This is a genomic window from Mucilaginibacter ximonensis, assembly GCF_042686265.1.
Taxonomy (GTDB): domain Bacteria; phylum Bacteroidota; class Bacteroidia; order Sphingobacteriales; family Sphingobacteriaceae; genus Mucilaginibacter; species Mucilaginibacter ximonensis.
On the sequence record NZ_JBHUPD010000004.1, the window covers coordinates 246,903 to 260,972 of the forward strand.

15 protein-coding genes are annotated in these 14,070 nt (G+C 41.9%); 3 read left to right on the forward strand and 12 right to left on the reverse strand.

The window, feature by feature from the left end:
- Nucleotides 1-26: 26 nt before the first annotated feature.
- From ACFS5N_RS18155 to ACFS5N_RS18170, 4 genes are all read right to left on the reverse strand, one after another.
- Entirely contained in the window at nucleotides 27-926 is a 900-nt protein-coding gene (locus tag ACFS5N_RS18155) for an alpha/beta hydrolase (RefSeq protein ID WP_377189041.1), read from the reverse strand.
- A 67-nt stretch (nucleotides 927-993) separates the two neighbouring features.
- Nucleotides 994-1,899 (reverse strand): alpha/beta hydrolase, encoded by a 906-nt coding sequence (locus ACFS5N_RS18160; RefSeq protein ID WP_377189044.1) that lies wholly within the window; start codon nucleotides 1,897-1,899, stop codon nucleotides 994-996.
- Between the two features lie 152 nt (nucleotides 1,900-2,051).
- Nucleotides 2,052-3,141, reverse strand: a protein-coding gene (prfB, locus tag ACFS5N_RS18165) for a peptide chain release factor 2 (protein ID WP_377189047.1) whose coding sequence is annotated in 2 segments (ribosomal slippage) — nucleotides 2,052-3,080 and nucleotides 3,082-3,141 — 1,089 coding nt in all. Because the reading frame shifts where the segments join, the coding sequence is not laid out codon by codon here.
- A gap of 254 nt (nucleotides 3,142-3,395) precedes the next feature.
- On the reverse strand, nucleotides 3,396-3,836 hold the full coding sequence (locus ACFS5N_RS18170; protein WP_377189050.1) for a hypothetical protein: 441 nt from the start codon (nucleotides 3,834-3,836) through the stop codon (nucleotides 3,396-3,398).
- 253 nt (nucleotides 3,837-4,089) lie between these two features.
- On the opposite strand from ACFS5N_RS18170, the gene pgi reads away from it, so the two are divergent.
- Nucleotides 4,090-5,736, forward strand: a complete 1,647-nt coding sequence (gene pgi, locus ACFS5N_RS18175; protein WP_377189053.1) for a glucose-6-phosphate isomerase — start codon at nucleotides 4,090-4,092, stop codon at nucleotides 5,734-5,736.
- Nucleotides 5,737-6,059: 323 nt separating this feature from the next.
- Nucleotides 6,060-6,485 (forward strand): IS200/IS605 family transposase, encoded by a 426-nt coding sequence (gene tnpA, locus ACFS5N_RS18180; RefSeq protein ID WP_377189056.1) that lies wholly within the window; start codon nucleotides 6,060-6,062, stop codon nucleotides 6,483-6,485.
- Between the two features lie 74 nt (nucleotides 6,486-6,559).
- Here the strand turns inward: tnpA and ACFS5N_RS18185 are convergent, their stop codons facing one another.
- From ACFS5N_RS18185 to rpsF, 8 genes are all read right to left on the reverse strand, one after another.
- The gene (locus ACFS5N_RS18185) at nucleotides 6,560-7,651 is read right to left on the reverse strand and encodes a glutaminyl-peptide cyclotransferase (RefSeq protein ID WP_377189059.1); all 1,092 of its coding nucleotides are present in this window, start codon (nucleotides 7,649-7,651) and stop codon (nucleotides 6,560-6,562) included.
- A gap of 99 nt (nucleotides 7,652-7,750) precedes the next feature.
- A complete protein-coding gene (locus ACFS5N_RS18190; protein WP_377189062.1) occupies nucleotides 7,751-8,818 on the reverse strand; it encodes a glutaminyl-peptide cyclotransferase in 1,068 nt (355 codons plus the stop codon).
- The gene (locus ACFS5N_RS18195) at nucleotides 8,815-9,189 is read right to left on the reverse strand and encodes a YraN family protein (RefSeq protein WP_377189065.1); all 375 of its coding nucleotides are present in this window, start codon (nucleotides 9,187-9,189) and stop codon (nucleotides 8,815-8,817) included. Before ACFS5N_RS18195 ends, ACFS5N_RS18190 begins: the two co-directional genes overlap by 4 nt.
- Before the next feature lie 5 nt (nucleotides 9,190-9,194).
- Nucleotides 9,195-11,117 (reverse strand): DNA primase, encoded by a 1,923-nt coding sequence (gene dnaG / locus ACFS5N_RS18200; RefSeq protein ID WP_377189068.1) that lies wholly within the window; start codon nucleotides 11,115-11,117, stop codon nucleotides 9,195-9,197.
- A 198-nt stretch (nucleotides 11,118-11,315) separates the two neighbouring features.
- Nucleotides 11,316-12,173, reverse strand: coding sequence for a DMT family transporter (locus ACFS5N_RS18205; protein WP_377189072.1), 858 nt, complete (start codon nucleotides 12,171-12,173; stop codon nucleotides 11,316-11,318).
- A gap of 208 nt (nucleotides 12,174-12,381) precedes the next feature.
- On the reverse strand, nucleotides 12,382-12,825 hold the full coding sequence (rplI, locus tag ACFS5N_RS18210; protein ID WP_377189075.1) for a 50S ribosomal protein L9: 444 nt from the start codon (nucleotides 12,823-12,825) through the stop codon (nucleotides 12,382-12,384).
- Between the two features lie 17 nt (nucleotides 12,826-12,842).
- Nucleotides 12,843-13,106, reverse strand: a complete 264-nt coding sequence (rpsR, locus tag ACFS5N_RS18215) for a 30S ribosomal protein S18 (RefSeq protein ID WP_095705209.1) — start codon at nucleotides 13,104-13,106, stop codon at nucleotides 12,843-12,845.
- Nucleotides 13,106-13,471 carry a 30S ribosomal protein S6 gene (rpsF, locus tag ACFS5N_RS18220; protein WP_377189078.1) on the reverse strand — a complete coding sequence of 122 codons (366 nt, stop codon included), beginning with the start codon at nucleotides 13,469-13,471 and terminating at the stop codon, nucleotides 13,106-13,108. Before rpsF ends, rpsR begins: the two co-directional genes overlap by 1 nt.
- A gap of 238 nt (nucleotides 13,472-13,709) precedes the next feature.
- Here rpsF and ACFS5N_RS18225 point away from each other — a divergent pair, with 238 nt between their 5' ends.
- Entirely contained in the window at nucleotides 13,710-13,988 is a 279-nt protein-coding gene (locus ACFS5N_RS18225; RefSeq protein WP_377189081.1) for a hypothetical protein, read from the forward strand.
- The last annotated feature ends 82 nt before the right edge of the window (nucleotides 13,989-14,070 follow it).

The window sequence follows — 14,070 nt, forward strand, 5'->3', positions numbered from 1 at the left end:
TATAACTTTATTGTTGTTGTTATGTTTTAGAAACCGTTAGCTTTCATCCACGCGGCACACCAGGTAAACCATTCTTCAGTGCTTTTTGAGTTGTGGATACCAAACCCATGACCACCTGCCTGATAAATATGCATCTCGCCTTTTACATGGTTTTGAATCATGGCGCTATAAAATAGCAAAGCATTCTCAACGGGTACGGTGCCGTCATCTTCGGCCATAACTATGAAGGTTGGTGGCGTATCAGGCGTTACCTGTTTCTCGTTACTGTACAGGTCAACCAGCTCTTGCGACGGGTTTTTACCGATCAGGTTATCTTTTGAGCCCTGATGGGTCTTATCACCGAAGGTTATAACCGGATACATCAAAATGGCAAAATCCGGGCGTACGCTAATCGACTTATCCCCGGCCACAACCTGTTTAAAATGTGTTTCGACTGTTGATGCCAGATGCCCGCCTGCAGAAGCGCCGATAATACCTACTTTTGCAGGGTTGATGCCCCATTCGGCCGCCCGGCTACGTACAATCTGCAAAGCTGTTTGTGCATCCTGCAATGGGCCAATGGTTTTGTCTTTCATAATCAAATCGCTCGGCAAGCGGTATTTTAAAATAAATGCCGACACCCCGATCTTGTTAAAAGCTTTAGCAATATTAAAACCTTCATTTACCATCGAAAGACCGCCATAGCCGCCACCCGGGCATATTACTACGGCTGTACCTGTATTATTGCTTTTGTCGGCCGGAAAAGGCAGCAATACCGGGTTGATCACCTTGTAAGCCCAGTCTTTAGTATCATTTTCCTGATAGTCGGCCGGGGCAGGCTTTGAGTTGATAACGCCTTTAGGGTAAAGCGGTATTTGCGTTATCTCCTGCGCGCGCACAGCTATCGCGCTTATGAAAGTCAGTGTAGTTAATATGAGCTTTTTCATTGGGTTGGTTATTGAAGTTATCATTCTTCGCTATCGCGAAGAATGATAAACGGTCTATATTTTTGTTCTAAAATCCATTATTACTTAACCATGCAGCGCACCAGTCGAACCAAAGTTCCTTACTTTTTGGATTGATTAACCCAAAGCCATGGCCGCCGGCCTGGAACAGGTGCATCTCGGTAACTACCTTATTTTTCTTTAGCGCTTCGTAAAACATGATCGAGTTTTCTACCGGTACCGCGCCATCATCCCCGGCCTGCATCAAAAAGGTTGGCGGGGTTTGCGGCGTTACCATCAACTCGTTGCTGTAAAGTATAACCTGATCCTGCGCTGGGTTTTTGCCCAATAAATTTTCGGCGCTGCCGCGATGCCCCTTTTCGCCAAAAGTTATCACCGGGTAAGCCAGCACCATAAAATCGGGGCGAACGCTGATGCCCTGGTTATCAATAACCGGCTTTTCGAAATGCGTACCGGCTGTCGAGGCCAGATGCCCTCCGGCCGAGAAACCCAGGATGCCTATTTTTTGCGGGTTGATGCCCCATTGCTCTGCATTTTTACGCACTATCATGATAGCCGTCTGCGCGTCCTGCAGCGGACCGACAGTTTTATCGACCATGATCTGATCGCTCGGTAAACGATATTTTAATACAAACGCGGTGATGCCAATTTTATTAAACTCCTTAGCTACAGCATATCCTTCGTGACCGATAGCTAAAATAGCATAAGCCCCGCCGGGGCAAATTATCACTGCCGAACCATTGGCCTTGCCTTTTTCGGGGTAAAAAGGGATCAGCATAGGCACGCTTACCTTTGATATGTGCATATCGGCAGTAATGCTTTCGACATAGTCGGCCGGCGTGGGTTTTGAATTAATCACACCCTTAGGATAAAGCGGGATAGCCGGCGCCGTACCCTGGGCAAAAGTTGTTACAGCTGCGGCCATGAGCAACAAAGTTGTACAGAAGATTTTCATAATAAAAGGCTTAATACAAGTATAAACCTTTTACAATAGAAAAAAGAAAGCCGTGCCGAACTTGTTTTGGCATCCCACTAGCAATAGCAATTGCCGTTTAAGTGAGATGCCGAAAAAAAGCCAGACATGGCAATAAATTCTGGATTGTTAAATTACTTACTGCCCCCAAACTCCATCAAATACGCTTTCAGAAATTCGTCGAGATCGCCGTCAAGCACTGCGGCTGCATTTGATGTTTCATGGTCGGTACGCAGGTCTTTAACCAATTTATAGGGATGCAATACGTAGTTGCGTATCTGCGAGCCCCATTCTATTTTCTTTTTGTTACCTTCAATACGGTTCACCTCTTCCATGCGTTTGCGCATCTCAATTTCGTACAATTGCGATTTCAGCAAGCGCATAGCGTTATCTTTATTCTGTAATTGCGAACGCGACTCCTGGTTTTTGATGATAATGCCCGATGGTTTATGGTATAAACGCACGGCAGTTTCTACCTTATTCACATTCTGCCCGCCGGCACCGCCTGAACGGAAGGTTTCAAATTCCACGTCGGCCGGATTGATCTCGATCTCGATGGTATCATCTACCAACGGGTATACATAAACGGAAGCAAATGAGGTGTGGCGCTTAGCGTTTGAGTCGAACGGCGAGATACGTACCAGGCGGTGTACACCGTTTTCGCCTTTCAGGTATCCGTAGGCAAAATCGCCTTCAAACTGCAGCGTAACGGTTTTTACCCCGGCCACATCACCTTCCTGAAAATCCTGCTCGCTGATCTTGTATCCGTTCTTTTCGCCCCACATTACGTACATACGCATGAGCATACCCGCCCAGTCGCAGCTTTCAGTACCACCGGCGCCAGCTGTGATTTGTAACACGGCGTTCAGTTGATCCTCTTCTGCCGACAGCATGTTTTTGAACTCCAGATCCTCAACAGCTTTTACGGCCAGGTTAAACTGCTCCTGCATTTCGGCCTCGGTAGCATCGCCGCTCTGAAAAAACTCATACATCACCCCGGTATCGTCAATTATTGATGATACACGTTGATAATCGTCTGTCCAAACTTTTTTGGCTTTGATGGAAGCTAAAACCTTTTCGGCCTCTTTTGGGTGGTCCCAAAAATTAGGGCCAAGGGTTATTTCCTGTTCTTTTTGCAGTGCATCGAGTTTCTTGTCGATGTCAAAGATGCCTCCTCAGGGAAACTAATCTATCCCTTAAATCCTGAACCTGTTCTTTAGTCATGGGAGCAAATATAGAAATTGTTGTTGATATAGGATATCGCGCGAGCGACTGACCCAGACGTTACTTCGCTCGTCGCCCCTTTTCGCTTTTGGCGTAAAGAGGGTTTTCTAATATTTTTTAACCTTCTTTACGCGCATCGAAGAGAGGGTGGTCCATCCATCAGCTGACGGCGCAGAGCGGGTGAGTCCGCGCCGTGCAAAAAAAATAGCGATGAGTTTAAATTCATCGCTACTATACAAATTATTTTATATCAATTACGCTACGGCCAATTGGCTAAGCCAACTGTTCATCTCGTAGCTGCTGTTATCGCTCAACATTGAGAGTAGTTTACTCAAGGTAAAGTCGTTGTGTTGATCGCCGGACTGAGTCATAATCTTCTGCATCACCGGAGCTATCAGCTGCTTCGCTATCAGTTGTGCTTCATCAGCATCAATGTCATAATAGTCATTTAATTTTGTAGCAAACTTGCTTACGATACGGCTAATAAGCGGGTTGTTGTTGTATATATCTGGATATTGAAAATACTTAATCATGTCTTTAAGCTTTCCGTTCTCCATCTGACGTTTCAAAACCTCAATGATTGAGCTCGACGCTTCATTGATCACCGCGTCATGATATTTGGCCGGAATAATTGGATTGTTAACAACTGCCGTCCCGGCGTTATTTTTTACAAGCATAAAAAGTTTTTCAAACATGATAAAACAAATTAAAGTCAGATTAACAAATTGATGTCAATAATGAATTTCTATTATCAACAATTCAAAAATATTAAATAAAAAATAATATATTAATATTAAAATTACTAAATCTATAACAATATTACAATCCAATGATTTTAAAACAAAGCTATCTGAAGCAGTGTTGAATTAACACTAATGTCATTAGTTCAAAATTTAATATGCACGTTGATATTAAATTCTATTTTTGTTTACAAAACATTAACCAATTATGCTGCCAGCTATCAACTTCACAACTACTCAAGCGTACAAATACTTAACAGATCATTATATTGACATTGTTCAACAGAACCTCAAAGAAATGTTTGAGGCTGATAAAGAACGTTTTGATAAATTTTCGTTACGCTTTGAAGAAATCTTACTTGACTATTCAAAAAATCGCATCAATGACGAAACCGTAGCTTTATTAATACAATTGGCTAAAGAGTGTAAGTTAAATGATGCAATAAAAGCCATGTTTAGCGGCGAGGTGATCAACGCTACTGAGGGCCGACCGGTACTACATATCGCTTTGCGTAATCAAAGTAATACTCCGATTTTAGTTGAAGGCAAAGATGTAATGCCTGATGTTAACCGCGTACTAAACCAAATGAAGGAGTTTAGCGAAGCTATCATCTCAGGTTCATGGAAAGGTTACACCGGCAAAGCTATTACTGATGTGGTAAATATCGGTATCGGAGGTTCAGACCTGGGGCCGGTAATGGTTACCGAAGCGCTTAAGCACTATAAAAACCACCTGAACATGCACTTTGTTTCAAACGTTGATGGCACCCACATCGTTGAGACATTGAAAGACCTGAATCCGGAAACGACTTTGTTCCTGATTGCGTCAAAAACTTTCACTACGCAAGAAACCATGGCCAATGCCCACAGCGCACGCGACTGGTTCATTAAAAGCGGCGCCAAAGATGAAGACGTTGCTAAACACTTCGCGGCATTGTCAACCAACTCAGAAGGTGTTTCAAAATTTGGTATTGATACCAAAAACATGTTTGAGTTTTGGGACTGGGTTGGAGGCCGTTACTCGTTGTGGAGCGCTATCGGCTTGTCAATTGCGCTGAGCATTGGCTTTGATAACTTTACAGAGTTGTTGGGCGGAGCGCACGCCATGGATAACCACTTTAAATCGGCCGAACTAAACGATAACCTGCCAACCATCTTAGGTTTGGTTGGTATTTGGTACAATAACTTTTTTGATGCTGAAACCAATGCCATTTTACCGTACGACCAATATATGCACCGCTTTGCGGCTTATTTTCAGCAAGGTGATATGGAAAGCAATGGTAAACATGTAGATCGTAACGGTAACCATGTTGAATACTCGACAGGTCCAATCATCTGGGGCGAACCCGGCACTAACGGTCAGCACGCATTTTATCAATTGATACACCAGGGCACCAAATTAATTCCTTGCGATTTCATCGCACCGGCACAGTCGCATAATCCGCTGGGCGAACATCATGCTATGTTGCTGTCAAACTTCTTTGCACAAACCGAAGCTTTGATGAACGGAAAAACACATGAAGAGGTAGTTGCAGAATTGCAGAAATCAGGTAAATCGGCGGCTGAGATCGAGAAACTGGCGCCGTTTAAAGAGTTTGAAGGCAATCGCCCAACTAACTCAATTTTGGTTAAAATGATTACCCCACGTACACTAGGCTCATTAATAGCTATGTATGAACACAAAATATTTGTACAAGGCATTATCTGGAACATTTACAGCTTTGACCAATGGGGTGTTGAGCTGGGCAAACAATTGGCCGGTAAGATATTACCTGAACTCAGAAATGACGACAAGATCAATTCCCATGATTCATCAACCAATGGCTTGATCAACCAATATAAAGCCTGGAGATAAGATAAAAATCTATTCATAAACTAAGCGCCCCGTCTTTTTAGATAGGGCGCTTTTTGTTTACGATAATTCGGCTAAAGCCGATAAATGTTTTATCGGGCTCCGTTGGCTAAAGCCAACGGCAATGAATCGCTGGAATAAATTTGCTAGTTTACTTAATCACAAGGGCTTAATAAACATGCATTAGGTCTTTATCAAAATTCATTGCCGTCCCATTTATGGGGCGGATAACAATAGCACATTACGGGCTTTAGCCCAACTCGCAGCAATCTATTATTGACCTTTATTTAACAAATACTATCTTGCATAAAAACTAAGCCTTTAAAATGTCACATGTAAGAATTTGGGTACATATTGTATTTGCTACGAAGGATAGAGAACCTTTACTAAACAATGCATTCCGATATGATGTATTTAAACACATTGCTGAAAACTGCATAGCAAAGGATATTTTCCTTCAGGCAATTAATGGATATACGGACCACATTCACTGTTTAATTTCATTAGGAAAAGATCAAAGCATCGCCAAAATAGTTCAATTAATAAAAGGCGAATCATCATTCTGGATAAATCAGCAGAAATTAACTCCACAAAAATTCGCCTGGCAGGATGACTATTTCGCCGTATCGATAAGTGAATCGCAATTAAGTCAAGTTAGCACTTACATTAAAAATCAGGAAAAACACCATGTTACCAGATCATTCGCTCAAGAGGCAAATTTGTTTATGAAACGTTACGGATGGGAACTCTGAGAAATATAAACAAGAAAGCCGCCTACTAAAAACGGGCGGCTTTCTTATTTTATCGCAGTTTGGTTTTATAGCAGTTATTGTTTTTCAGGAGCGGCTATGCCGGCAGGCAGGTGACGGGCAGCTTGTATCTGATACACAAATGGCCAATGCCTGCCGGTTACAAAAAGGCGTTTATTTTGCGCATCATAAGCTATACCGTTTAGCACGTTATCTTCATTATTGAAGTTCTTAGGTCGTTCTTTCATCGGCCATAAGTTCATCAGGTTAATAGCATAATTTACGCCACCATCCAGATCAATCATTACAATGGTATCATAACCAAAAACATTAGCATAAATCTTACCATCAACATACTCTAGCTCGTTGATCAGGCTAACCGGCGATTCATTATCAAAAACGTCTATAAATCCAACCTTTTTGTAGCTATCCTTATCTATCTCCCAAATACGATTACGGCCGTCATCAAAGTAAATCTTTTTACCATCGGTAGTAGCGCCCCAACCCGTAGCACCGGCCCCTCTGGTAAATTTACCTAATGGCTTCAATGTGCTTTTGTCAAACAGGTAACCTTCTTTTTCTTTATCCACAAACATTAAAACCTTATCGCCTATTACTGTATTTCCTTTAACCGAATGACTGCCGGGAAGTACTTGTTTAGCCAAAACTTTTCCCGTCTTTAAATCAACCTTTCTGATTTCGGCATGAGCCGTATCACCAACGGTTTCATATAAAAAACCGTTGTCATAGCTTAAGCCGTGTGTATCGGCAGCAGTATCATGCGGAAATTTATTTTGAACTATAAATGTTAAACGCTCAGGCATTGCCGGCGGTACTTTAAAAAAGCTGGTCATACCCAAATGCATTTCGCCATCTTTCCAAACTTTGGCCATAATATAGCGCTGCCCCATGTGCATCGTGTCAATTCTAATCGGGAATACTGATGAATCTTTAGTTACACCTATTCTAACAGAATCTAGATAATATACTACCGAATCGGGAGTGAAAGAAGACGGATAATGTACTTTTGCCTCAACCGGCTTATTATCAAACACGCCTATACCAATGGTTGGATCCATGGTAATTGCAATTTTTTTATTATCTGTTTTACTTTTGCATGCGGCAAACATTAAAACACCTGCAACTAACGGTAATAGTTTATTCTTCATAATTATTGGGCGAATGTATCAAGCATCCGTCAAAAAGGGGGTTAAATTTTTATTGGTGTAATTGGCAGGGCAAATATAACAACTTGCGCTACAAACAATTTATTTCTTTACTAAACTAATTTGATAAATGTGCGGCCATTTTTTGCCAGTTACCAGCAGGCGTTTACCTTTCTCGTCCCAGGCTATGCCGTTTAATACATTGTTTGATTCTTCAACATCGGTATAACTTGCCGGATGTTGCGCTTTAGGCCACAAGTTTGACATATCGACCTTTTGTAATACTGCACCGGTTTTAGGGTCAATCACCAATATATAATCGTATGTGTACCGGTTGGCGTAAATTTTTCCATTAATGTATTCCAGTTCATTCAGTGAATCAACAGCACCTCTATTATCATACACGTCGATGTGACCAATTTGCTGATAGTTGTTTTTATCCAGGAACCAGATACGGTTAGTGCTGTCATCCATATAAAGCTTCTTGCCATCATTGGTCATCCCCCAGCCCTCAACGCCAACATTGTTATTAAAGGTATTTAGCACTTTTAAGGTTGATTTATCAAATACATAACCAATTTTATCTTTCCAGGTAAGCATCACTATTTTGTTGCCCACAATAGCACTGCCTTCACCAAAATATTTAGGGTCGATGGCTTGTTTTTGCAAGACTTTGCCGCTCTCTACATCCGATTTCTGAATCCTCCCGCCGGCGTTACCGGTACTTTCATAGATATATCCATCCTGGTATAAAAAACCTTCAGTATAAGCGCTGGTATCGTGCGGATAAACTTTGTCAACTTTATAAGTATATTCCTCGGGCGCTTTGGCGGCCAATAAAACGATATTGGTTGATATGTCCTGGCTTTTACCGCCCTGATAAACTTTTGCGGTGATAGTCTTAGAGCCAAGCGTTAAAGTATCTGTTTTTAGGGTAATAGCCGAGGTATCTTTCTTTGATCCTAACCTGGTTGAATCCAGCAAGTACACCACCGAGTCCATTTTGGAGGTTAAAAGATGGATATTCACATTTACCGGCTCGCCGGCTTTATAAGTAGTGCCCGATTCGGGGCTAAGCGTCATATCATTGCCCGTGTTTGCATTATCATTGTGGCAGCTATAAATAAGTGTTGCTAAAACAGCAAATACTAGTAATGGTCTGTATTTCATAAGTTATCGGGTTGAGGCCAAAACGCGTCCTCAATATGATTTAGTGTGTAATCTGTATCGTTTTTAAATAAAATGGCAATGATATCAAACCGCACTTCACCTTCATGCCTGTTTAAATAGATATACTCGTCGGCAGCCAGCGCCATCAGTTTTTGCTTCCTGTTATCCACAAAATCTTCAGGTTCGCCAAAGCTGTTGCCAGTGCGGGTTTTAACCTCGGCAAATATAATAGTCTTGTCTTTATAAGCAATTAAATCAACCTCGGCTTTGCCATGTCGCCAGTTTAGGTCAAGTATCTGATAACCCGACGCTTCGAGGTGAGTTTTTGCAAGGCTTTCGCCGTTTCGGCCAAGGTCATTATGCTGCGCCATGCGGTTTATTTAATAATGACAGAGCCCAGGTAGTCGGATATAGTTTTCTCTACCTTTTTCATGCGCATGTATTGTGTAAGCAGGATATCCTGATCTTCCGGCGACTCGGCCTTTGCCAACTCATTGCGCAGACTCTCGAGCATTTTGCCTACCTTATGTTTTTTAAGATGGAATATAGCGCTTAGTATTGTAGCCTTCATATTATCCTGCTCATCGCTCACTAATATCTTGTGCATCTCGTACCAGTTCTCGCTCAGCGTATATTTAGTTGCCAATAGGGTCACCACCAAATCAACAATTTCTTTATCGGGATGATGAATGAAATGCTGGTCTTCAGGCAATACACCATTCTCCACCTCTTTGCTGTAAAGTTTAATAAATTCTTTACTTGCAGGATGCTCAAACTCTACGTCATTTAACTCAGCAACCATAAACGGGCCGATATAAGTATTGGCGATACCGTCCCAATCTATCATCTTATTTCCGTAAAGCAGCAATAAACGTACAATCTCTTTTTCCTGCGAGTATGTCTCCTGATGCTCCTGCGGGATCTCCTCTACTACCGGATAATCCTCGTATGGGGTTATCATCTTATCGGCAGACTGCTGACCGTCTCTTTTGGCCTTCGCCTGACGCATCTTGTTAAGCTCAGACAACAGGGCGCGCTCATCAATCTGTAGTAAGCTACTGCACTCCTTGATAAACACAGAAGCTTTAATTGAATCGGGTATTTTGGCAATACTTTCGACGATATCACGTATCACCTCTGACTTTTTGATTGGGTCATTCCCGGCTTCTTTAAGCAGCAGGTCGGTTTTAAAGAGTATAAAATCTTTCTTATGGTCGTCAATGTGTTTTTTAAAGCCGGCGGTACCCACGAGACGTACATATGAATCCGGGTCGTGTCCATCAGGAAAAAGAACCACTTTTACGTTAAGTCCCTCTTCCAATATCAAGTCCAGTCCCCGCAGGGCGGCTTTGATACCTGCCGCGTCACCGTCGTACAAAATAGTTACGTTTTTGGTTAGGCGGCCTATCAGCCTGATCTGCTCGACCGTTAACGAGGTACCTGATGATGCAACCACATTCTCGATATCAGCCTGATGCACGGATATCACATCGGCATAACCTTCAACCAGGTAACAATTATCCTCGTCGCGGATAGCCTTTTTGGCAAAATATAAGCCGTAAAGGACGTTTGATTTATGATATATTTCCGACTCGGGCGAGTTAACATATTTAGGGACATTTTTATCCGTCTTTAAGGTACGTCCGCCAAAGGCGATAACCCTACCTGTAAAATTATGGATCGGAAACATTACGCGGCCACGGTAACGATCATATAATGTACCATTATCTCGTTTTACCGACAAACCACTATCTAGCAGGAACTCTTCTTTATAACCCTCTTTAAGTGCTTTGCTGCTGAAAGCCTCCCATTGGTCGGGCGAGTAGCCCAGTTCGAACTTTTTAATAGTTTCGGTACTGAAACCGCGTTCTTTGAAATAGCTTAAGCCGATGGCCTGTCCTTCATCAGTATCCAACAAACTTTCGTGAAAAAATTTGGCAGCAAAGCCCGACACGATCATCAAACTTTCGCGACGGTTATCAGCCTCCTGGTTTTCTGGAGACAGGGCTTCCTCTTCAACCTCGATACTGTACTTTTTGGCCAGCCATTTTAAAGCTTCAGGATAGGTGAATTTTTCAAGCTCCATCAAAAAGGTAATGGCACTCCCTCCTTTCCCCGACGAGAAATCTTTAAATATACCCTTAGCCGGCGACACTGTGAATGAAGGTGTACGCTCGTTTACAAATGGCGACAAGCCAATAAAGTTGGCTCCGCGCTTTTTTAAATGCACAAACTCGCCTATCACCTCCACAATATCTGTGGCTTCCATTATACGGTCGATAGTTGATTTGAGTATCATGCTTTTTAAAAATGCAAAGGTAGGGCAATTATTGGTTGCCTTACCGTTTTAAGGAGGCTTAAATTACGAATTATTTGTGGGTAAGCGCGTTAAAATTTCTCTCACTTATCATCGACGAAGTGAGAGATCTATACACATGCAGCGCCAGCAGTGAATGCCTATGTATAGATTTCTCGCTACGTTCGAAATGACAAGCTTTTAAACATTTTGCATTTTCGGCTTCAAAAACGTTACCGCGATTCCAACCAACACAATCACACTACCAATAATCTCTTTCAAAGCCAAAGTTTCGCCTAACATAAAAACCGCCAGCAAACCGGCAAATACGGTCTGGCTTAACAAGGCAACAGCAGTCTTGGTAGGTTCAATATAACTAATGGCATAATTAATTGTGATCCAACCCACCAACTGGCAAACAATACCCATAGCAGCTAAACTTATCCAGGTGATGGTATTGTAGTGAAACAAGTCTTTACCCATCACCAAACTAAGTATCAGCAGAAAGACACCGGCGGCCAGCATATTGTAAAACATAAACGGAATAGTATCGATACGCTTTAAAATATCTTTAGTAATAAGGATATAGATAGAATAAAACAAACTGGCCAATACGGCATAAATAATGCCCATATTTAGTTGCAGATGTATTAAATTGGCATATCCCACCAAAATCACCATACCGGTAATAGCAATGAATGTACCTGCCCAAAACAGCCGGCCTGAGCGTTTGCCGAAAAGCAGGTAACTTAACAAGCCTACCCAAACTGGTGCCAGGTTAGCCAGCAAAGTTGATACGGTAGCACTGATCATTTTTAGGGATAGGTTCCAAACCGCAATATCGCTGGCAAATACCAGTCCGCCAATTAAGGCAAGCATAATTTCCTTACGCGCCATTTTTAAATTGCGTTTGTACAGGCAATAAGGCAGCAAACATACCCAGGCGAAGAAAATGCGGTAAAAAGCACAGACTATAGGCGACGCGTCGGCTGTCTTTACCAGGACAGGCGAAAAAGAGATGCAGATAATGCCGATAGCCAGGCTGAGTTTGGGATTCATAGATGCGGTAAAATTAGGGAATTTACGCTTTCAAAATGCTTTGTCATCCTGAGCATCGCGAAGGATCTTATACGCATTGCTAGTCGCTTATACAAAATCCTTCGCGATGCTCAGGATGACAGAAAGTTTCAAATCGCTATGAAACAAAAAAGCTGCTCCGAAACCGAAACAGCTTTTTATATATGCAAAGTCTCTTGGAGACTTTAAATTATTCTGCTACTACGCTGAAAGGAACATCTACTTTCACTTCTTTGTGTAGGTTTAAAGTTGCGATATAATCACCAACAAACTTAGGCTCCTCATTAAAAGTGATACGACGACGGTCAACTTCGAAACCTTCTTTTTTCAATGCATCAGCAACTTGAATAGTGTTGATAGCACCGAAGATTTTGCCTGTTTCGCCTGCTTTAGCGCCAATAGTAAGTTTTACACCTTCTAATTTAGCAGCGATAGCATCAGCGTCTTTGCGTATTTTTTCTTGTTTGAATGCAGCTTGTTTCAGGTTTTCGGCCAAAACTTTACGTGCAGATTCAGTAGCCAATACAGCATAACCTTTCGGGAACAAAAAGTTACGACCGTAGCCCGGTTTTACGGTTACGATATCGTCCTTCTCGCCCAGGTTTTTAATATCTTGTTTTAAAATAACTTCCATTGTCTTTTACCTCCTGATTATTTTAAAGAGTCTGTAACATAAGGTAATAAACCAATGTGGCGTGCACGTTTAACGGCTTGTGCCACCTTGCGCTGAAACTTCAATGAAGTACCGGTTAAACGACGTGGCAATACTTTACCCTGGTCGTTAACAAATTTCAACAAGAAGTTTGCGTCTTTATAATCAATATACTTGATACCGTTCTTTTTGAAACGGCAGTATTTTTTACGGTTGTCCTCTACTTTAGGGGCAGTTACGTATTTAATTTGATCGTTTGCCATTAGTTTGCATCCTCCGCTTTAGCTGCAGGCTTTTTGTTGAAGGCACCGCTACGTTTTTTCTCATTGTAAGCAATGGCATGTTTATCCAAAGCAATTGTCAGGAAACGCAAAACACGCTCATCGCGTCTTAACTCGACTTCCAATTTGTTAATTAATTCACCTGGAGCCTTAAATTCAGTTAAGTGATAGTACCCTGTAGTTTTCTTTTGGATTGGGTACGCTAATTTTCTCAAACCCCAATTATCCTCCTGGACAATTTCGGCTCCGCCGTCAGTAAGAACTTTGCTGTATTTGGCAATTGCCTCTTTAGCAGTTTCTTCTGACAACAACGGGGTTAGAACGATCACGATTTCGTACTGTTGCATTGTTATACTTTGATTTTTAATTATTTACCCGTACAATACGGGGCTGCAAATGTAGATATAAAACTTGAAAGTTCAAATACTTTATATTATAACAGATTGTTTTTTTAGCCCCATTACATTTATATTAGATAAACAAGCATTAAGCCTCTTAACAAAAAATAAACACGTATTTAATTTTATAGATAAAACATTGCAGTAAGTTCGACTGTCTAAATAAGTAACCAAACTAAGTACGGCCATGAAGTTTACTGATTTTACCACCGACAGAACAGAACACGCCAATTTCATGTATGATACTATCTATTTCCAGGAGCCGGGCGAAAAAGATTTTGATAACGAAGACTGGGATGAAGAAGATGATGATTTTGAAGACGAGGAATTTGAAGACGAGGCTGAGGACATAGACGACCTGCACGAAATACGTGTAGATGACGACCTGAATGAGCCGGGAGAAGATGATGAGTACGACATTACACGCCCTGACCCGGAAGATGATCATTTGCCGGAAGAAGAATAGTGATTTCTTTGCTATTATTAATATTAATAAGGTGTCACCCTGAGCCTGTCGAAGGGCGAGCGGTGGGTGGCCTACCCGCCAT